The following is a 19,992-nucleotide window of genomic DNA, read 5'->3' on the forward strand; positions in this document are numbered from 1 at the left end:
CCCTTTATGAAAATTTGTTATTATATATAAGGAAAGTTGGCCGTTAGACCAACCCTTGTTCGTTTAGCTTTTATATTGTGGCTCTTCACTTTCTAGCTCTTGTACACGAGCATTTACGGAATCCACCAACGTTTGCGTTTGTTGCGCTGCATTTTGGTACATCTGTTTAGCAGATTCGTTTTGTGTTTGTAATGCAAACGTTTCAAAGCTAGCTTGCGCTGCCTTTAGTCCTGCTAATGTTTGTTTTACTTGTTGTGCAACTGTCATGTTTTTCCCTCCTATAAATCATTACAGATATATTTTTCTTACAAAACAGACAGTGTATTCAAGGGAGTAATTGGAAAAAAAGGAACCTTCGAAAATATTCAAAGGTTCCTTTACTATCCTATATTTATTTCTTTTGTTTCTATAGTTAGCTGATCTTAGACTCAGTTTGCTTGTTTATATTTTCTAAACGTGAAATTAAGCCTGCACCAAAATTCGATGTTGCATCTGAGTAATTTTCATTAAAGATACTCTTTGTTGTTTCATACGCACTTGAACCATGTTCTGCAAAATCAAGACCTGAAATTTCTTCTTCACGACTAACACGAATGGACATAAAACGCGTGATAATAAATAATGCAACCGTTGTACTTAGACAAGTCCAAATAATAACTGCAAATACTCCTATTGCTTGAACACCAAGCAACATTGCCCCGCCACCATAAAATAAACCACCTTCCATTGCGAACAAACCAACTGCAATTGTACCCCAAGCCCCACATACACCATGTACTGCAATTGCTCCAACAGGATCATCTAATCTAAACACTCTATCAATCAACTCTACAGCCTCTATTAAAATAACACCTGCTACTAAACCAATAATCATAGCTCCAACGAACGATACATTTGCAGTCCCAGCTGTAATCCCAACAAGACCTGCTAAAGCTCCATTTAATGTTAATGATGCATCAATTCTTTTATACTTTAAATGGGAGTAAAAGGCAGTTGAAATAACCCCCATTGATGCAGATAGTAATGTTGTTGTGACAACATGTGGTACAAGCTCAGGATCGGCTGCTAACGAACTTCCTCCGTTAAAACCGAACCAACCAAACCAAAGAATGAATACACCTAACGCACCTAATGGTATATTGTGACCTGGAATAACATTAATTTCACCTTTATTATATTTACCAAGCCGTGCACCTAAAAACATAACTGCAATAACTGCACCTAATGCCCCAGTCAAGTGAACAACAGTAGAACCAGCAAAATCAACAAATCCCAGTTTTGATAACCAGCCACCCCCCCAAACCCAATGGCCTACAACCGGATATATAATACCAACCATAAATAAAACTATTAATACATAAGCACTAATCTTAATGCGTTCTGCTACTGCACCGGAAATAATTGTTGCACAAGTGGCAGCAAATACCGCTTGGAAAACAAAGAACCCAATTTGGTCTTCATGACCTCCTAATAAAAAGCCATCTGTTCCAATAAAACCATTTGCTGATGAGCCAAACATAAATCCATATCCTATCAGATAATAAAGAACTGCTCCAATTGACATTGTTAGAAAGTTTTTCATTAAAATGTTCAATGCATTTTTTGAACGAGTAAACCCACTTTCAACCATCGCAAATCCAGCATGCATAAAAAATACTAAAAACGTTCCAATCATAACCCAAGCCATGTTAAGTGATGTTACAACAGATTCTACCGTAGGTTCTGCTGCATAGGCAACAGTACCGACAGATAAAAGACCTAATGACAATGCAATAATTTTGTTTATCATGTGATTCATCCTTCCTTGAATTGTTTTGTTTTATTAAGCTAATGCTGCGTTTCCGTGCTCTCCCGTTCTTATTCTTATTACCTCTTCCACTGTTGAAATGAATATTTTTCCGTCCCCAACCTGACCTGTAGCACAACTCGAGATGATGATGTCAATTACACTATCAACCTGAATATCCTCAACAACCATTTCTACTTTTATCTTAGGGTAAAGTTTTATTTCATAACGATTGCCCCTAAAAATACCTTCTTGGCCTTTTTGCAAACCACAACCCGCTACTTCTGAAACAGTTAATCCATTAATTCCAAATTCATCTAAATTATGTCTCAATGTTGAAAATGCTTCCGGCCTAATTATCGTTTCAATCTTTTTCATTCTGTTTCCCCCTTCTCGTTAAATGTTAATATAATTAACATCACTTGTTATATTTACTATCATATGGTAATTAACGTATCAGGTCAATATGATTTTGACGAAAAAGTCTGATTTTAATGATTTTTCATGTAAGAAAATCTAACAAAAATTCTTCTTAAGTACTCCCTTGCTAATTTTCTTAACCAACAGTTACAATCAATGTTTTCATAACTTACCATTGAGATTTTAATGAGAAATAGCTTGGACTAATAATCAAAAACAAAATAGCCCTACAATAACGTAGAGCTCTTCAGTCCTTTATACTACCTTTACATTATATTTATCTAACCAATAATTGACTTGTGCCAAGTTCGCTATCAATTGTGGCCCTGTCATTAACTGGCCAAAATAAGGTATTTTAAACGCTGCTCCTTCAGAATCAACAATTGCTTTAAGCTTGTCGCGATCAAAAAACTCAAGGATAGGAGCATTTGAATCAGTTAAAATCTCATTCATCCATACTTGCAATGCTTTAGTATAATGAGGATTATGCGTTTTTGGATATGGACTTTTTTTACGATATAAAACATCATTCGGAAGAATGCCCTCCAACGCTTTGCGAAGGATTCCTTTCTCTCTGTTCCCAACCATCTTCATTGCCCATGGTATATTCCACACATACTCAACAAGACGATGATCTGCAAAAGGTACACGAACTTCCAAGCTCGCTCCCATGCTCATGCGATCCTTTCGATCTAACAATGTCGTCATAAACCAAATTATATTCAAGTAAAATAATTGTCTCCGCTTAAGTTCAATACCTGTTTCTCCATCTAATCTCGGCATTTCATCAATCGTTTCTTGATAACGCGCTAACACATATTCATTTAGATTTAATCGCTTTTTCCACTCCTGTTTTAATAAACTTTCACGCTCATCTGTTGATCTCATCCACGGAAATCCGTTTCGATTCATATCATCCTCACGGTGGAACCATGGATACCCCCCAAAGATTTCATCTGCACATTCACCAGATAGGGAAACTGTATGTTCTTTTTTTATCTGCTCACAAAACCATATTAATGATGAATCAACATCCGCCATACCAGGTGCATCTTTTACCAAAACAGCATCCTTTAGGTATTGCACAAGTTCTTCAGTTTGAATCGTCTTATAATGATGTTTTGTAGTAAAAGCAGTTGTCATTTTTTCGATCCATTCGTTATCTGAATTAGGTTGAAAATCGTTCGCTTTAAAGTAGAGCTCATTATCTACATAATCAATAGAATACGTATGGAGCGGATCTTTACCGCGATCCTCCATATACTTTGCCGCAATAGCAGTGATGGCACTTGAATCAACACCACCTGATAGGAATGTACAAATTGGTACATCCGAAACTAATTGCCGTTCAACTGTATCTACAAATAATTCACGCACTTTTTGAGCTGTCTCTTCTAATGAATCGGTATGTTTTTCGCTCTTTACATTCCAATATCTCCAAGTTTTTAAGCCGTTTTTTGAAAAAGTGAGTGCGTGACCCGGGCGTAATTCATGAATCCCTTTAAAAATTCCATGACCAGGGCTTTTTGATGGTCCTAATCCAAATACTTCGGCTAAGCCATCATAGGTTATTTCTGTCCTCACATCTGGATGTGCTAAAAGAGCTTTTAACTCAGAGCCAAAAAGAAAACGTCCGCCATCCTGTTTATAAAACAATGGCTTAACACCTAAGCGATCCCGACCGATAAATAACTTATCTTCTGCTGCATCCCATACTGCAAATGCAAAAATACCGTTAAGATGTTGTAAGCAGTTTTCTTTCCACTCCATATAAGAAGTTAAAAGAACCTCTGTATCCGAATGACCATGAAAGGTATACCCTTTTTTCAATAACTCTCGACGGATATCTTCTGTGTTATACAGCTCTCCATTATAACAAATCGTATATGGTAAATTATTTCTAAATCTAGTCATCGGTTGCTTTCCACCTTCAGGATCAACTACCACGAGACGCGCATGCCCGAAAGCAGCGTGTTCACGAACCCATACATTAAGATCATCAGGTCCACGACGATTTAATGTTTCTGCCATTTTCTTTACTATACCTCGTTGCGAACGCAAATCTCTATTCCAATCAATCCACCCAGTAATTCCACACATTAGCATCATCCTTTCCGTAATTCGATACTTCAAAAGTTTTTTTGATGGTTACAATATATGCGCACTAGGTGAATTGGTTAAATGCCTACATAAAAATTGATTTTAATTCAACAGCCCCTAAACCGTTTACATAGTTTATTTGATAGGTTTTTACTATATTGTTATTTTTTTTAAAAAATGTGAAATACTAGATAAAAAAACATGAATTTTGCCCACAATAGTAGATAGTGAAGTCATATTCTATATAGCAGGCATGAGTCATCACGAAAAAAAGAATTAGGATACAGTAAATTTAAAGGAGCACAACCAAATGAGTAGTTTACATAAGAAGTTAACTTCTATCCCTGAACAAGAAAGAGCTTATATCGAGGGAACAGTTGAATATATAGGAGACCAATGGATTTTTTTTGATGAGATAAACGAAGAAGCCTCTGAATTAGAGAGTCTCGAAAATAAATTTCAAGTTTATAGAAATGATTCATGGAAAAATGGAACTTTAATCGATGGTACAATGGTATCTTTAGATAATGACTTTTCATATTTAGTGAATGGTGATAAAATTCGTTACAGAAAAAGACTTAGCTTTTCTTTTCAGGAATTATTAGAAGAGCTTGATGAAAATGCTTTTTTGAACCTTGTTAGAACGTTAAATAGCATGTCTTACTCATTATACGATTGCATATTTTGCAATAATTTCTTACCTTTACTTCATAAAAGAAAAGAACAAACCGGAATGAATGTGATTGTTTTTGAAAATGGAGACCAAATCTGTATTGTACAACATTATTTCATCCGTAAAAATGGAGAATATACAGACCGTTTTGAATTCTCGCAGAGCAATGGAAACAGAGTGGTTTGTTCGTATATAAAATAGCGTAGACTATGAGAAAAGCGAAAGCGCCTTGGTCAGCCCCGACAGGGAGAGTTTTTTTCCACGAGGGGCTAGGCGGTGGAGAAAACAAGTACATACAAAACATAATAGGCTGCCAAATTGGCAGCCTATTTCTATAGTACCACATAGCCATAAAATATAGTTAACGAAAGTGAAATGATAAATTGCGCCCAAAACAAGCCAGTGGGCTTCCCTTTAGAATGACGTGTTATAACGAACTCCATTGAAAAAATGACCCAAAGCCCCGCTAAAGCTTTTATTAATACAGGTGAACCCATGATCGCAGATCCTAATCCTGATGCGTATAAACCAAAAAGATGACCGCCAGTGGCTAATATTAAAATATAGAATAAACGTAAAATCATTTTAATTATTTTTGCAGGTTTCTCTTTATTCTTATTTTGAAGAGAGTAACTAACAAAAAACAAAACTAAAGCTATAAACCAAGTTGTAACGTGAGCGTGTATCAATGCTTTTCCTCCTCTTAATCTGAAACTAGACAAGTTTTCTATAATCCATTTTATTATACACTTTGTGCTATTAAATTCCAAAAAAATAGTACCGTTTTGGTACAAAAACAGCTAAAGGGTTATACTTATATAGTAATGGAACTATGAAACGGAGGTAGTTTTTCGTGGATAGATCATCAGATATTATTTCTAAAACAGAAAAATACGGAGCCCATAACTACAATCCATTACCAATTGTTATTTCAAAGGCTAAAGGTGTTTGGGTAGAAGATCCTGAGGGTCGAAGATACATTGATATGTTAAGCGCCTATTCTGCAGTTAATCAAGGACACTGCCATCCAAAAATTATTGACGCGTTAAAAAAACAAGCTGAGAAAATCACCTTAACCTCGCGCGCATTTCACAACGATCAGTTAGGAGTATGGTATGAAAAAGTAGCAATGTTAACAAATAAGAATATGGTTCTCCCTATGAATACCGGAGCAGAAGCTGTTGAAACTGCTGTAAAAACTGTGCGGCGCTGGGCTTATGAAATAAAAGGAATACCCGAAAATCAGGCAGAAATTATTGCTTGTACAGAAAATTTTCACGGACGCACAATGACAGCGGTATCATTATCATCCAATCCTGAATATCAACGGGGGTTCGGACCATTACTTCCAGGAATCAAGATTATTCCATACGGTGATATTTCTGCATTAAAACAAGCTATTACACCTAACACAGCTGCATTCTTATTAGAACCCATCCAAGGAGAAGCCGGTATTATCATCCCACCCGAAGGATTTCTAAAAGCTGCTTTTGAAGTTTGTAAAGATCAAAACATATTATTCGTTGCCGATGAAATTCAAGCAGGATTAGGCCGGTCAGGCAAAATGTTTGCCTGCGATTGGGAAAATGTAGTACCGGATATTTATATTCTTGGAAAAGCTCTAGGTGGCGGCGTTTTCCCTATATCCTGTGTTGCGGCGAATAAAGATATCCTTAATGTTTTCGAGCCAGGTTCACATGGATCAACATTTGGTGGTAATCCGCTTGCGTGTGCAGTATCTATCGCAGCGCTAGATGTTTTAATCGATGAACAGTTAGCTGACTGTTCACTAGAACTCGGCCAATATATGATAAAGGAATTAAAGAAAATTCAGAATCCCCTTATCAAAGAAATACGTGGAAAAGGATTATTTATTGGTGTAGAACTAAAAAAGCCGGCCCGTCCGTTCTGCGAAAAACTTAAAGAAGAAGGGCTCCTATGTAAAGAAACACATGAAAATGTCATCCGGTTTGCTCCACCCTTAGTAATCTCAAAAGAAGATCTAGATTGGGCTATTGAAAGGATTCGTAAAGTTCTATCCAGTAATGGATAATAGACTTATTTAATAAATAACCGTAATTGTAATTTAAAACAAAAAAGCCCATACTTCGGGGCTTTTTGTTCTTTTGGATCTGTTAATAATACCGTCTTATTAATAACTGATTATAGCGACTTGACCAATCCTCCATCCACTAGGAACGCCTGTCCTGTAACATAAGAGTTTGCTTGTGAGCATAAATATACAGCCATATTAGCAAATTCCTCCGGTTTGCCAAACCGGCCAAGCGGGATTTCTTTTTCTGATTCCGCGTGTAGTTCTTTAGGGTCTAGTCCACTATTCACCGCTAAATCATTATTAAGATTTAGCAACCGATCCGTTGCAATTCTACCTGGACCTAATGTATTAATTAAAATCTTGTCCTTTCCTAACTCAATTGCTAAACTTTTTGATAAACCAACTATACCGGTACGAAATGTATTTGATAGAATTAGTCCTTCAATGGGTTCTTTAAACGAGGAAGAAGCAATATTCAATATACGCCCTCCACCTTGCTTTCTCATATACGGCAATACTTCGCGTATAGCACGAATAAAACTAAGCAAATTCAACTCAAACGCCTTTTGCCAAACTTCATCATTTAAATCATCAAAGTTTCCAGCAGGCGGTCCTCCAGCATTATTTACTAAAATATCAATAGAGCCGTATGTACGGGCAGTTTCGAGAACAACTTTCTGAATTGAATCCACATCTGTCATATCACAAACCTGATAATGGACATGTACATTTGTTTGTGACTTTATTTCCTCAGCAGTTAGTTTAAGCGAGTCTTCACTTCGACTAGCAAGCATAATATTCGCGCCTTCTTCAGCAAACTTTAGTGCAATTGCTTTTCCTAGTCCTTTACTTGAAGCTAAAACTAATGCTGTTTTCCCTTGTAAACCTAAATCCATCTAACCAAATCCCTTCAATTACTATTAATTATTTACTCTTTATCTTAACAAAAGTAATAGCTGGAATACATCTCGAAACATAATTTTTCCTGAAATACCTATTTCCCAATACTAACTTAATGTTCGAGAATTTAAATAAGTGGCTATTCACATTAACTGGGCATTCCTCATAGACTACTACAGGTTGATAAAATGTTAAAAGGGTGTTTTCTATGCCAGCTATTGTAGGAGCAATAAATGTAGTTTCAGTAGGATCCAGCGGCGTGTTGCATATAGGTGACGTTTTTACCATTGCACCTAGAAGTCAAGCTAAAACCTTTGCTGGGGCAGGCTCCTTTAATACAGGAAACCAAGTAACCATAACGAATCAATATAGCTCGACTAATACGTATGATAACGAACTAATAGACCAACCACAAGCACTAAATTTATAGGAGGTTATTTGCTTGAATTTCTACGTAAATCAAACTATTAATATTCATTATTTAAAAATTGGCGGAATAACAAATTCATCGGTCCTTCAGATAGGTAGCGCAGGTATCATCAAGCCACTCTCCAACTTATATAACACAGGGGGATTTACAGGCCCAGCACCACAGGCTGCTGCTGTTACAGAAGTAGAGCAACCTCAAGTGGCACCTGTTGTACCGTTAACAGGAACATCCCCAGTATAGGCATTCACCTATAATTTATTTCTGCATATGCTGTAGTAGGAAGAGGTGATCGAGGAGTATGTATAATCAATATGAAATTTATCAATATTTGCAAAATGTTGACTCATATATTAAAGATCAGAGTACACAAATAAAAAAAATGGAAAAAATCATCATCGACCTGCAACAACAAATAGAGGATTTTAAAAAGCGTCCCACAACTAACATTGAAAAAATTGAATATAAATTTGACCAACTAAAAATCGAAACATTGGAGGGTACGTTAAATATCGGCTTATCTCCGAATGGTATGGGCGACCCAGAAACGTTCGAAGACCTCACTGTTGGTAAACCACCACAGGGAGTACCACCAATTTTACAAGCGTATCCTCAGGTTTATCCTCAGGTTCTAACGGATATTAATCGCTATTTAAGCAAAGATTGCCCGCAAATTATTAATGAAGTAGCACAGCAAAACAATCATACATTAGATCATTATTATCATTCTTTAATTATCCAAGATATCCAAAAACAAATTGATGAGCGAATTCGTTTTTATATTAATCAAGTAAATGAAGACAATGCCAGAAATTTGAATGAGGAAGAACTAATCAAACAAATTACTAATAAAGTAAAAGGCGATATTAGAAATGCAATTGAAACCTTTATTAAACACCTACCTAAAGGAGGGGCACACTCTTAATGAATTTTACAGTTATTAACCGTGGTCTTTCAGTCGGAAATGTTGAAATTACCGGTATTACAAGTTCATCATTATTTTTAATCGGCGATACTGAGACTGTCCTATTAAGTTCCATTTTTGATACCCCACCCGAATCACTTATTATCGGACCTTTTGTGCCGCTTGTTTAATAAATATTTGAAAGGATTATGGATTATGTTTAGACGTCTTTCATGCGTTAATACTATCAATATAAAAGATGTAGCAAATAGTGCAGTATTTGAAATTGGGGATTCAGAGCAAATTGTTCCATTTTCGAGAGCTCTTGCTGTACAAAGGGAAGCACAAATCTTTTATGGAAACGAAGGGAACTTTGAGGATTTTCATATTTACACTCAACCCATCCCAAAACCTAACATTACTGAAAATGTTACGTTTAACCGAATAAATGAGGAACCTACTATTCAAGTAAATACAGTGAGAATTATCGGTATGTCCTTTTCTAGCGTTTTCCAAGTAGGCTCGACCAAATTGATCGATAGTGAAGCTAGAGTTAAACACATTCGCCAACTTTTAACAAAAGGGGACGAATAGCTCGAACATATTTCAACACAAACACATACATTGTATAGTAAGAATAATATGATATGAATTTCTATAAACTTATGAACACTTTAAACTTAAATCTTTAAAATAAAGGATGTTTGAATATGCCTGCAGTTATTGGTGGTCCTATTAACATTACTGGAGCAGAAGGTGTTGTTACTTTCGGTGATACTTTTTATGTAGCTCCCAAAAGTGTCAGTAAAACAGCTGCCGGGTCAGGTGGATTTAATACTGGGAATTTTGTTTGGGCAAACAATGGAATTAGCGCAACAAATACATTAGATCCAGATTTAGTCGATCAGCCATCCTCCGGAAACGCATAACAGTGAAAATCTTCTCTTGAGGATTTTCACTGTTTTTTTTGAAACCTTTCTACATTTTAATCGTATTAATTACTGTAGATTTAGACAGGGGGATATACAGTGGGATTTGATAACAACTTTTTAATATTTCAATTTATGCAAGTAATTGGCCCTATGTTTATTTTGATTGTATTTGGATTTATTATCTTTCAATTCATTAAGGGCATAAAGCAATGGAATTATAATAATAAACAACCAATATTGGCTGTTTGGGCAAAAGTAGTCTCAAAACGGACACAAGTGAGCCACCGTCACCACGGGAATCCTAATGATAACATACACCATTCAAGCAGTAGTACAACGTACTTTACTACTTTCGAAGTTGAAAGTGGTGATCGTCTCGAATTTAGCATCAGCGGAAAAGAATATGGACAACTTGTTGAAGGTGACGTTGGAAAACTCAGCTTTCAAGGTACACGCTACCTACAGTTTGAACGTCAATAAAAAAACGCTCACTTAGGAGCGTTTTTTCATTAAGTTAGTCTTCCATTGTAGAAAGGTCCCCAGTTGGTAAACCAAGCTCCCATGCTTTGAGAACACGACGCATAATTTTCCCAGAACGTGTTTTAGGAATGCTTTGGCGAATCTCGATCATTCTTGGAGCAGCATGTGCTGCTAATCGTGTTTTGACAAATGTACGAATTTCCTCTTTCAATTCGTCACATTCTGTATAACCTTCACGCAGGGTGATAAATGCTTTTATTGCTTCACCACGTATTGGATCTGGTACCCCGATTACACCAGCCTCGGCAACTGCAGGATGCTCCACTAATTTACTTTCAACTTCAAATGGTCCAACTCGTTCACCGGAAGTGTTAATAACATCATCAACACGCCCCTCAAACCAGAAGTAACCATCCTCATCCATATACGCTGAATCTCCTGAAACAAACCAGCCGGTTTCAAAGTATTGCTCATACTTTTCTTTATTATTCCAAATTTCACGTACCATAGCAGGCCACTTTGGTTTAATCGCTAAATTCCCCATTCTTCTTGATGGCAATTCATTTCCTTGGTCGTCAATAATTGCAAGTTTAATACCAGGTAAAGGTTTTCCCATAGAGCCTGGACGAATTGGATTACAGCGGAAGTTCGCACATATAGATGATCCAGTTTCAGTCATCCACCAGTTATCGTGGATTCTGTGATTTAAAGCATCTAATCCCCAACGGATCACCTCTGGGTTTAATGGTTCACCTGCTGATAAAATATGTCGTAAATTAGATAAGTCAAATTTCTTCGGTAATTCATTACCCGAGGCCATTAATAAACGGAATGCAGTTGGAGCACTAAACCATACATTAACTGAATATTTCTCTAGAGTGGCATACCAATCTTCAGCTTTGAATCGACCTCCGCGAAGTACAACCGTGACACCATTTAGCCAGGGTGACCACATTCCTGCCGATGTCCCTGTTACCCAACCTGGATCCGCCGTACACCAATAGGTATCTCCCTCGCGAAGATCATATGTCCATTTTCCTGATAGATATTGATGTACCATTGCATCGTGAACTTGGAGTACCCCTTTTGGCTTACCGGTTGAACCAGATGTGTAGTGGAGCAACATCCCCGTTTCACGATTAACCCATTCGATTAAATACTCATCTGATATACTCATTAAATCTTGATAGAGTACTTGGTATTCTTCTGTTTCCTTCTCAGCACCAACTACGATCACATGCTTAAGATTAGGAAGTTCATGAACCGGTATACGCTCTAATAACTCAGGGGTTGTAACAACTGCAACAGCACCACTATCACTTAGGCGATCTTTTACAGCTTCCTCCATGAAAGCTTCGAATAATGGCCCACCAATTGCTCCCATACGAATAATTCCAAGTAACGATATATATAATTCTGGACTACGTGGCATGAAGATGAAAACACGATCCCCTTTTTCAACACCATAGGAGGATAATCCATTAGCAAATCTGCATGAAAGTTTTTGTAATTCCGTATAAGTATAACTTTCTTCGCGAATGCCATCCGTAAATAGTAATGCATGTTGGCTCCCCTTGCCTTCATTAACATGACGATCAATCGCCTCATATACCATATTAACGTTCCCAGTTTTAAACCAAGTAAAGTTTTCCTCTACCTTTTTCCAATCCATATTTAAGACGGCTTCATCATAATTTTTTAAATTTGCTGTTTCGTCAACCATTAAAATTTCCTGATTAATTGCATTCGCTGCCATATCCTCTTGACCCCCTCAATTCAAAAGTTTATTGTTATATAACACAATACCATAGAAATTGAGGTCTTTGTATAACTTTTTGAATGTTCTCATAATTTTGTAATAGTTTTATAAAAAGATATGTTGTTACTACCTCAACGAATGAAAACGCAACCACTTTTGTCGGTATAAAAAAACGCATGTTCTAGAAATAAAGGTCAATGTGCTACACCCTATTTCCAAAACATGCATTTCCACTACTGTTATACAACAAAGCTACATTTTAATCATATTTCCACCATCAAAGAAATATAGATAAGTTTCTATACTAGGCACCCTCCAAATTTCTCTAAGTGCTCGGCTATATAAATCAACTTGCAATTGATAACGATCTTTTAAAACAGGCTTTGCCTTCTCAAATGATGTAAAACGATCCTTAATTGAATCAGTTTTATAATCGATGAGCACAAGACCCTTTTCATCTTCGAAGATACAATCAATTACCCCTTGTACTAATACATTCGCATTGTCCTCGACAGGACTTACCCAATCTGGATATGTTTCAGAGGCAGGTAGCGCTAAGCTAAATGGAACTTCTCGTCGTACCATATTGGCAGCAACCAATCTTTGTCCTAGCTCACTTTCAAAAAATGATAATATATATGGTAATTCTATTATGTTTGCTTGCTCTTCCGTTAATAATTCTTTTCTTGTCATAGTTGCAATCTGCTCCAGAATTGAGTTTTCTGAAATTGGAGCTTTTAAATCAATATGCTGCATGACCATATGCATAGCGGTTCCTTTTTCGGCAGCTGTTAAAGACTTTTCTTGCAAAAATCTAGGTCGATCTGCGATAGGTGCACGATATTTTTTTATTAAACTTTGATCAGAATAGGAATCATGCGTTTCTTTTCTTGATTTTATTTCAGAAACAGACTGTTTTGACCGTTTTATTTGCGATTTTTCAAAAGGATATTTCCATGAAAGTCGCTCAAATACTGTATCTTTATGGTCACTTTGAACATCTATCTGCTCCCACATTTCAATAGATTTTAATATATCCGAATTTTGTTCTGTAATTTCCTTATCTATGACAGGAAAATTTTCTGCATTAAATAATGTAATTTCCCATTTGGCTGGATGGATATGCAATTCATTTTTACTAGCAAGAGTATTACCTTCATTCAATAAGTGGCCATCTTGATGGCGAATGAGTGCAGGACCGATCCAGTCTAAATAACTCCTTGCTCTAGATCTACTATAATCAGGCAACAAAATCTCATCTGTTTCCGCTTGTTGTCTCCATCTTTCAAGGCTTTTACTTCCGTCTTTTACTGTTCCCACAAGATATAACTTCTCTTTTGCACGTGTTAAGGCCACATAAAGAACACGCATTTCCTCGGCAAGTAATTCCATTTGCATTCTTCTTTTTATTGCTAACAATGGCAGCGTAGGATAACTAATCCTTAACTTAGGGTTAACTAGTTTAGAACCGAAGCCTAGTTCTTTATGAAGCAATACTTTTTTTCGTAAATCTTGCATATTAAACTGTCGACCAAGACCAGCTGCAAATACGACTGGGAACTCCAACCCTTTACTTTTGTGTATGGTCATCATTCGTACCACATCTTCTTGTTCACCAAGTGCACGTGCAGTTCCTAAATCTTCGCCACGGTCTTGCATTCTTTCAACAAAGCGGAGAAATCTAAATAATCCTCGAAACGATGTTTCCTCATATTGTTTTGCACGATCATAGAGCGCCCTTAAATTAGCTTGTCTTTGTTTTCCGCCAGTCATTCCCCCAACATAGTCATAATAGCCGGTTTCACGATATAGTTGCCAAATCAATTCCGCCAATCCACCTTGTCTTGCACGAGTTCTCCATCCATTGAGGTTTTCATAGAAGTGCTTTAACTTATTAACAAGGACAGAATTCTCTCCTGACTTGACATATCCCTTGACGGCGTCAAAGAAATGGGTATGTTTCTCATGTATTCTTATCTGAGATAATTCTTCCTCATTCAAACCACAAATCGGTGAACGAAGAACAGCTACAACCGGTATATCTTGATATGGGTTATCAATCACTTTTAATAATGACATCATAACAGACACTTCTACCGCATTAAAATATCCAGAAGATAACTCAGCATAAACGGGTATGCCTAGCTCTTTTAACTCATCCATAATGGTCTCAGCCCATGGCATCGACCTAAGCAAAATAACAATATCACGATAGGTTATATTCCGAACATGCCCTTTATGGTCAATGACTTTAAATGGACGTTCAATCAATTCTTTAATTTTCTGCCCAATTATTTTTGCCTCTAATTGAGCGGCCTCTAATTCAGATACATCAATAGCAGGCTCTTGTTCATCATCATCGTTTTTTTCTTCGGCAGTTGGATCCTTGCGATCCATTAATAGTAATTCAGCTGCAGTTTCTGATGATGGGGGATACGATTCGTTCCCAAGCTTAAGTTCAGCATCTTCGTCGTACTCAATTTCCCCAACACTTTCATTCATAATTTGTTTAAAAATAAAATTTGTACCATCTAAAACTTCGGCACGACTTCGGAAATTTCTGGACAAATCAATTCGGACACCTTCACATTCCTCCGAATAGTTTTTATTAAATTGCTTATATTTCATTAAAAATAATTGAGGTTCTGCTAGTCGAAAGCGATAAATACTTTGTTTCACATCCCCCACCATGAATAAATTATCACCACAAGTGATTAATTGAATAAGCGTTTCTTGAACAAAATTTGTATCTTGATATTCATCAACCAATACTTCTTTAAATAAATCCTTAAAATCTTGAGCTACATCAGATGGTACAAGGACATCTTTCGTTGAGGTTGGATCTTTAAGAATATCTAGGCAAAAATGTTCTAAATCAGCGAAATCAACAATTCCTTTTTCTTTTTTTACTTTTTGGTATCTAGTTGCAAACTCCTTAACTAGTGCAATTAATGTTTTGATAACTGGCTCCATTTCTTGTAAATCTTGAAGTAGCTTATCAGGATGCCGACTAAAGAGCTCTTCCTGTAACTTTGTAATTAAACCTTTAATCTGATCTCGAATAGATTTAACATTCTCTTGCAGACTCTTATCTATATCCGCTCCTCTGCAAGGCTTTAATTTCCCAAACTTAACTTCAATCATTTCCTCATAAAGAGAAAACCAAGACAAATCACATACCTTTAATAGCTTTTCAATTATTACACTGTCTTCAAGTAGATTGTCCGCATATGGAGCAGGACCTCCAGGTTGTCTGGTTATCTGTAATCCTTTCTGAAGTAATTCCTGACAGCCGTTTAATTGGAGTTTAATATCTTCCTTTAAATCATTCATCCATGGTAACCTATCAATTTCAGTAATGCGTGCAAGTTCATATGCATTTGAAATTTGATCTAACCACTCATTTGGCCATGGATATGAACGTGAAAAGTCATACAGCTTCCGAACTAATAGTTGAAGTTCTAAGTCACTGCGATCATTGCTATAACGATCTACAAGTTCAAAAAACTGCTCATTATCTTCAAAGCTATATTGCTCTTCAAATAATTCTTCCATCACTTCTTCCATTAACAGTTCCGCCTCAGTACCATCCGCTATTCGAAAACCTGGGTCAAGGTCGATCTTATAATAATACTTTTGCAACACATTTAAACAAAAAGAATGTAGTGTGGAAATAGACGCCCGGTTCAACAACGTTAATTGTTTTCTTAAATGTAGAGAGGATGGATAACTAGCAATCTCCTTTTCCAGAGCCTCACCAATTCGCTTTCTCATTTCAGCTGCAGCCGCATTTGTAAAAGTTACGATTAACAATCGGTCAACATCAACTGGATCAGCAACAGCTGTTATTTTCTTGATAATTCTTTCAACTAGTACTGCTGTTTTTCCCGACCCTGCAGCTGCAGCAACCAAAACATCCTTTCCACTCGTAACAATTGCCCTCCATTGATCATCGGTCCATTTACTATTTTCTGGCTTAGGAACATTATTCATCCAGTGAGCCTCCCTCCAAACGAATTTTTTCTAATACATCGTCAGACTTTTGTAATTGCAAAGTCTTATATTCATTTTCTTGTAAAGAACGATCAAATTGACAGATAGACTTGTAAGAACAGAATGTACATGGTGTACGGTCTTTAATTTTATATGGTGCAATATCAATTACTCCATCGGTAATATCTGTTCCGATACTTTGAATTTTATTGCGTACATATTTTCTTAGGTGACCGAAGTCCTCCTGACTGGCTATCGACGAACTACTGTAAAACCCTCCGTCTTTCTTCATAGCAACTGGAATAATATCTGAATAGCCTGTTTCAAGTGTTTGATCCATTAACTGTACTGATTCCTTCTCACCTAACAATAATCCTTTCATCTTAAACTGCTTAAAAATTTCTTTTTCAATTTGTTCAAATGTTGGTATCGTTGATTTATTAAGCATCGGGTTATGAACATGAAAATATAAAACCCCTGCTGGCAAAGCATCCGTTCCAAGCCACTGTTTTGAATTTGTTATAACTACGTCTAAATATGTTAACATTTGCAAGGCCAAGCCATAGTAAACTTCAGACAAATTCAGTTGTGTTTGACTTGATTTATAATCGATTACCCTTAAGAAGACGCCCTTCTCTCCAACAGATTTATCTACCCGGTCGATACGACCGACCACTTCCATTGAACAACCGTTTTTCAAAGTAAATTGTAATGGCGGTAAAGCCCCTTTTGAACCAAATGCTAGTTCCAATCCAATTGGAGTAAAGCCACTTACCTTTGCATGTTCACTTAAGATAATAGAAGCTCGTCCAACTACTTGTTGCAGTTTCCTTTTAATATAATGAAAACGATTGTTACTTAGTAAGATCTCTTTTTGGATATTTGGAGCTAATTTTTCAACCATCATAAACGCGAGTTGTTCACATTCCTTTTTAGTTAACAGTGCCCAATTCAGGTTATTTTCTTGAATATAGTCTGTCATCATTTTTAAAGCAGCGTGAAACAATTGACCAATATCAGGGGCTTCTAATCTAAAAATTTGCCGTTCTTCTAGTTTTAAACCATACGATATAAATTGTGAAAACGGACAAGACTGAAATAACTCCATCCGGGATACGCTAGCCTGAATATGATCACCGTATAGCAGCTTACTCACCTGCTGGGTTAATCGTTCAGGTTTATTAATAAAAAATAAACTTCCCAAAATTCTACTTGCCTGCATTCCTAGTTCTTTATTGTTAACAAACCAGTTATATACATCCCACCATATTGGTTCAATTGGATAGCCTCTTTTCCAACTCTGTAATTGAGCAGAAAGATATGATAAAGTTTTTTGAGGATTTGTAATATAACACAATTGTTCCGCTATTGGTTCTTCATTCGGCTCATTTAATACTAATCTCTCCTGTAGAGCAGGATACAAGTCTTTTAATCTATTAATTAATAAAGACGGAACTAAAGCTTTTCCTTCTTCATCTGCAATTGGGTAGCTAATCCAAAGTTGATCTGATGCACTAGTTAGCGCCATATATATTAAAAATTGTTCATCTAATAGCTGTTGCATACTACCAGGAGCTAAGGTAAATGCATTAGTCGATAAGAACTCTCTTTCCTCTTCTGTTATAACGCCTTCTTCTACTGGCTTTAATGGAATTACACCATCGTTCGCTCCCAATATAAATGTACATTTCAAATTTGAAAAACGAGATCGCTCCATATCACCAACCAACACCTGATCCATCGCTGGAGGTACAGTTGCAAAATGCATGCTTTCAAGTCCAGTTTGAATCATATTTTTAAATAACTCGAGCGATATCTTTTCATCACCTATTAATGAGACCATTTGATCTAATAAGTTAATAATCGCTTGCCATACTTGGCTGTGTTCTCTGGATTCAATTAAGTCACCTTTTTCTTCGGCTTCGTAACATAATTGATCCATTTTCTTGGGAATATTAAGTCCTTCGAGAAAATAATATATTGCTTCACAATAGTCACGACCCGTTTTTGCCTTTTTTAATCGTTTTTCAAAAGCTATAAAAGGGGTTGTTACTAAATTCCGCAATTTATTAATCATAGTTTCGAACTGCATCTCTTTATCAGTCTTAGCTATATTTTGACCTTCAATTGAGTAAAAACGACGGTATGACCAGGGCTTGGAATCTATCCACTTTTTCCCTTGAATACCATAAGCAAGTACATAGTTTTCGAATTGATCCATCTCTTCACGCAGCTTATCGCGTTGACTTTCCAACGGATATAATAAATCGGTTTTAATACATCGAAAAATAGGTTCATATCTCCATTGACCTTGGACAACATCTAAACAAGAACGAATAAGCTCGATAAGCGGATGATTTAACATCGATCGTTTCTGATCAAGAAAAAGAGGAATATCAAAATCATCAAATACTGTTTCTAACAAATTATGATAGCTGGCCCCATTTCGAAGTAAAATAGCAAAGTCTCGCCATCGATAATTAGTTTCTTTTACTAGACGTATCATTTCTCTTGCTACACTTTCTACTTCTGCACGACGATTTACTGCACAATTTAATTTAATATTTATTATTTCTTCTGAAAATGTTTGAGTAGGCCGGCTATCATAGTGTTTCTCTAAATGCGCTAGAGATGGAGAGCCTTTAAAGCGTACCGTTTCATGTAATAGCTCTGGATTTTCTATTTCTACATTATTATCCCTAGCAATGGTTAATAATTGATTATATGTTTTATTAGTAACTTGAAAGAGACTAAGTTCATGAACGACCGCATCTACTGATATAGGATCCATAGTTAAGCCAATCGTCACTCGCTTACAAGCCTTTAAAAGTTCTCGTAAAACCTCTAATTCCTGTGGCGTAAAGTTATGGAAGCCATCAATATAAACTTCTGTTTCCTTAAGTTCAGTTGATTTCGGAATATTTTCAGCTAATAAACGCAAATAATCTTCTGAATCTACATATTGTGATAGTAAGGATCTCTCGTAATCTTGATAAATTAATTGAAAATCAGCTAACTTTTCTAACAATACCTCTTTATTTGTATGTTGCTTTTCAAGATTACTTAACTCTTTACGTTTTTCCTCTAATAAATCTGGAGTCACACAATATCGTTTAAATTCAGCAATGATATCCTCAAGTTGTTTAATGAACCCATTTTGATCAGCTGCTCTAGTAAACACTTTTAACTCATCTTTCCGATATTCAATAATTTTCCTGAGTAACATGTGTAGACCAACATTATCAAGATGAAATCTTGCAAACCCTCCCGTTTCCTGGAGGATCCTCCATGCTAATCTTGTAAAACTAAATACCTGCGCACGCAATAATCCTTTAATTCCAGGTGTATTGATTAATTGATACTCTACCTGAAATGACATTTGATCTGGCACAAGATATATAATTGGCGAACCTGTTGGATTTTCAATTAACTGGTTCCTTACCTCATTTAATTGAAATGTAGATTTCCCACTCCCTGAGCGTCCTAAAATAAATCGTAAAGACATCAAACTCCCCCTAACGACTAGCTATATAGTATTATCTCATGTCTCACATTCAGATGA

General features: G+C 36.3%; 18 protein-coding genes. 9 read left to right on the forward strand and 9 right to left on the reverse strand.

Translation table 11 applies throughout. The annotated features are described in order from the left end of the window. Positions 1–63: 63 nt before the first annotated feature. From C1724_RS14135 to asnB, 4 genes are all read right to left on the reverse strand, one after another. Complete coding sequence (locus tag C1724_RS14135) at positions 64–267, reverse strand: DUF1657 domain-containing protein (RefSeq protein WP_102347398.1); 204 nt, start codon at positions 265–267, stop codon at positions 64–66. A 145-nt stretch (positions 268–412) separates the two neighbouring features. Further along, entirely contained in the window at positions 413–1,789 is a 1,377-nt protein-coding gene (locus C1724_RS14140; protein WP_102347399.1) for an ammonium transporter, read from the reverse strand. Between the two features lie 33 nt (positions 1,790–1,822). After that, positions 1,823–2,164, reverse strand: coding sequence for a P-II family nitrogen regulator (locus C1724_RS14145; RefSeq protein ID WP_102347400.1), 342 nt, complete (start codon positions 2,162–2,164; stop codon positions 1,823–1,825). 297 nt (positions 2,165–2,461) lie between these two features. Then, a complete protein-coding gene (gene asnB / locus C1724_RS14150; RefSeq protein ID WP_102347401.1) occupies positions 2,462–4,306 on the reverse strand; it encodes an asparagine synthase (glutamine-hydrolyzing) in 1,845 nt (614 codons plus the stop codon). Between the two features lie 310 nt (positions 4,307–4,616). Here asnB and C1724_RS14155 point away from each other — a divergent pair, with 310 nt between their 5' ends. Further along, complete coding sequence (locus C1724_RS14155; protein WP_102347402.1) at positions 4,617–5,180, forward strand: DUF2777 family protein; 564 nt, start codon at positions 4,617–4,619, stop codon at positions 5,178–5,180. Positions 5,181–5,311: 131 nt separating this feature from the next. On the opposite strand, the gene C1724_RS14160 is transcribed toward C1724_RS14155, so the two are convergent. After that, entirely contained in the window at positions 5,312–5,668 is a 357-nt protein-coding gene (locus C1724_RS14160) for a YisL family protein (protein ID WP_102347403.1), read from the reverse strand. Between the two features lie 164 nt (positions 5,669–5,832). Here C1724_RS14160 and C1724_RS14165 point away from each other — a divergent pair, with 164 nt between their 5' ends. Beyond that, positions 5,833–7,032, forward strand: coding sequence for an ornithine--oxo-acid transaminase (locus C1724_RS14165; protein WP_102347404.1), 1,200 nt, complete (start codon positions 5,833–5,835; stop codon positions 7,030–7,032). Between the two features lie 110 nt (positions 7,033–7,142). Here C1724_RS14165 and C1724_RS14170 read toward each other — a convergent pair whose 3' ends face one another. After that, positions 7,143–7,931, reverse strand: coding sequence for an SDR family oxidoreductase (locus C1724_RS14170; RefSeq protein ID WP_102347405.1), 789 nt, complete (start codon positions 7,929–7,931; stop codon positions 7,143–7,145). A 212-nt stretch (positions 7,932–8,143) separates the two neighbouring features. Here C1724_RS14170 and C1724_RS14175 point away from each other — a divergent pair, with 212 nt between their 5' ends. The 7 genes from C1724_RS14175 to C1724_RS14205 all read left to right on the forward strand — a co-directional run bounded on the left by C1724_RS14175 (position 8,144) and on the right by C1724_RS14205 (position 10,678). Then, the gene (locus C1724_RS14175; protein WP_102347406.1) at positions 8,144–8,365 is read left to right on the forward strand and encodes a spore germination protein; all 222 of its coding nucleotides are present in this window, start codon (positions 8,144–8,146) and stop codon (positions 8,363–8,365) included. A 12-nt stretch (positions 8,366–8,377) separates the two neighbouring features. Further along, positions 8,378–8,605 (forward strand): spore germination protein GerPB, encoded by a 228-nt coding sequence (locus tag C1724_RS14180; RefSeq protein ID WP_102347407.1) that lies wholly within the window; start codon positions 8,378–8,380, stop codon positions 8,603–8,605. A 58-nt stretch (positions 8,606–8,663) separates the two neighbouring features. After that, positions 8,664–9,287 (forward strand): spore germination protein GerPC, encoded by a 624-nt coding sequence (gene gerPC / locus C1724_RS14185; RefSeq protein WP_102347408.1) that lies wholly within the window; start codon positions 8,664–8,666, stop codon positions 9,285–9,287. Then, on the forward strand, positions 9,287–9,457 hold the full coding sequence (locus C1724_RS14190) for a spore gernimation protein GerPD (protein WP_102347409.1): 171 nt from the start codon (positions 9,287–9,289) through the stop codon (positions 9,455–9,457). The genes gerPC and C1724_RS14190 overlap by 1 nt, the downstream gene beginning before the upstream one ends. A gap of 25 nt (positions 9,458–9,482) precedes the next feature. Beyond that, positions 9,483–9,860, forward strand: coding sequence for a spore germination protein GerPE (locus C1724_RS14195; RefSeq protein WP_258000400.1), 378 nt, complete (start codon positions 9,483–9,485; stop codon positions 9,858–9,860). A gap of 116 nt (positions 9,861–9,976) precedes the next feature. Beyond that, positions 9,977–10,195, forward strand: a complete 219-nt coding sequence (locus C1724_RS14200; RefSeq protein WP_102347410.1) for a spore germination protein — start codon at positions 9,977–9,979, stop codon at positions 10,193–10,195. A 99-nt stretch (positions 10,196–10,294) separates the two neighbouring features. Then, on the forward strand, positions 10,295–10,678 hold the full coding sequence (locus tag C1724_RS14205) for a DUF2500 domain-containing protein (RefSeq protein ID WP_308410502.1): 384 nt from the start codon (positions 10,295–10,297) through the stop codon (positions 10,676–10,678). Between the two features lie 34 nt (positions 10,679–10,712). On the opposite strand, the gene acsA is transcribed toward C1724_RS14205, so the two are convergent. The 3 genes from acsA to addB all read right to left on the reverse strand — a co-directional run bounded on the left by acsA (position 10,713) and on the right by addB (position 19,935). Further along, complete coding sequence (gene acsA / locus C1724_RS14210) at positions 10,713–12,434, reverse strand: acetate--CoA ligase (RefSeq protein WP_102347411.1); 1,722 nt, start codon at positions 12,432–12,434, stop codon at positions 10,713–10,715. Positions 12,435–12,689: 255 nt separating this feature from the next. Further along, a complete protein-coding gene (gene addA, locus C1724_RS14215; protein WP_102347412.1) occupies positions 12,690–16,430 on the reverse strand; it encodes a helicase-exonuclease AddAB subunit AddA in 3,741 nt (1,246 codons plus the stop codon). Then, on the reverse strand, positions 16,423–19,935 hold the full coding sequence (gene addB / locus C1724_RS14220; RefSeq protein WP_102347413.1) for a helicase-exonuclease AddAB subunit AddB: 3,513 nt from the start codon (positions 19,933–19,935) through the stop codon (positions 16,423–16,425). Before addB ends, addA begins: the two co-directional genes overlap by 8 nt. Between the last annotated feature and the right edge of the window lie 57 nt (positions 19,936–19,992).

Origin of the sequence: Bacillus sp. Marseille-P3661 (genome assembly GCF_900240995.1) — a bacterium.
Classification (GTDB): domain Bacteria; phylum Bacillota; class Bacilli; order Bacillales; family Bacillaceae_J; genus OESV01.

Bases quoted from the DNA above. Each gene is read 5' to 3' on its own strand.
- addB (WP_102347413.1), bottom strand. From the start codon at position 19,935: ATGTCTTTACGATTTATTTTAGGACGCTCAGGGAGTGGGAAATCTACA.
- C1724_RS14135 (WP_102347398.1), bottom strand. From the start codon at position 267: ATGACAGTTGCACAACAAGTAAAACAAACATTAGCAGGACTAAAGGCA.
- asnB (WP_102347401.1), bottom strand. From the start codon at position 4,306: ATGTGTGGAATTACTGGGTGGATTGATTGGAATAGAGATTTGCGTTCG.
- C1724_RS14170 (WP_102347405.1), bottom strand. From the start codon at position 7,931: ATGGATTTAGGTTTACAAGGGAAAACAGCATTAGTTTTAGCTTCAAGT.
- C1724_RS14190 (WP_102347409.1), top strand. From the start codon at position 9,287: ATGAATTTTACAGTTATTAACCGTGGTCTTTCAGTCGGAAATGTTGAA.
- C1724_RS14140 (WP_102347399.1), bottom strand. From the start codon at position 1,789: ATGATAAACAAAATTATTGCATTGTCATTAGGTCTTTTATCTGTCGGT.
- C1724_RS14175 (WP_102347406.1), top strand. From the start codon at position 8,144: ATGCCAGCTATTGTAGGAGCAATAAATGTAGTTTCAGTAGGATCCAGC.
- addA (WP_102347412.1), bottom strand. From the start codon at position 16,430: ATGAATAATGTTCCTAAGCCAGAAAATAGTAAATGGACCGATGATCAA.
- acsA (WP_102347411.1), bottom strand. From the start codon at position 12,434: ATGGCAGCGAATGCAATTAATCAGGAAATTTTAATGGTTGACGAAACA.
- C1724_RS14155 (WP_102347402.1), top strand. From the start codon at position 4,617: ATGAGTAGTTTACATAAGAAGTTAACTTCTATCCCTGAACAAGAAAGA.
- gerPC (WP_102347408.1), top strand. From the start codon at position 8,664: ATGTATAATCAATATGAAATTTATCAATATTTGCAAAATGTTGACTCA.
- C1724_RS14145 (WP_102347400.1), bottom strand. From the start codon at position 2,164: ATGAAAAAGATTGAAACGATAATTAGGCCGGAAGCATTTTCAACATTG.
- C1724_RS14200 (WP_102347410.1), top strand. From the start codon at position 9,977: ATGCCTGCAGTTATTGGTGGTCCTATTAACATTACTGGAGCAGAAGGT.
- C1724_RS14195 (WP_258000400.1), top strand. From the start codon at position 9,483: ATGTTTAGACGTCTTTCATGCGTTAATACTATCAATATAAAAGATGTA.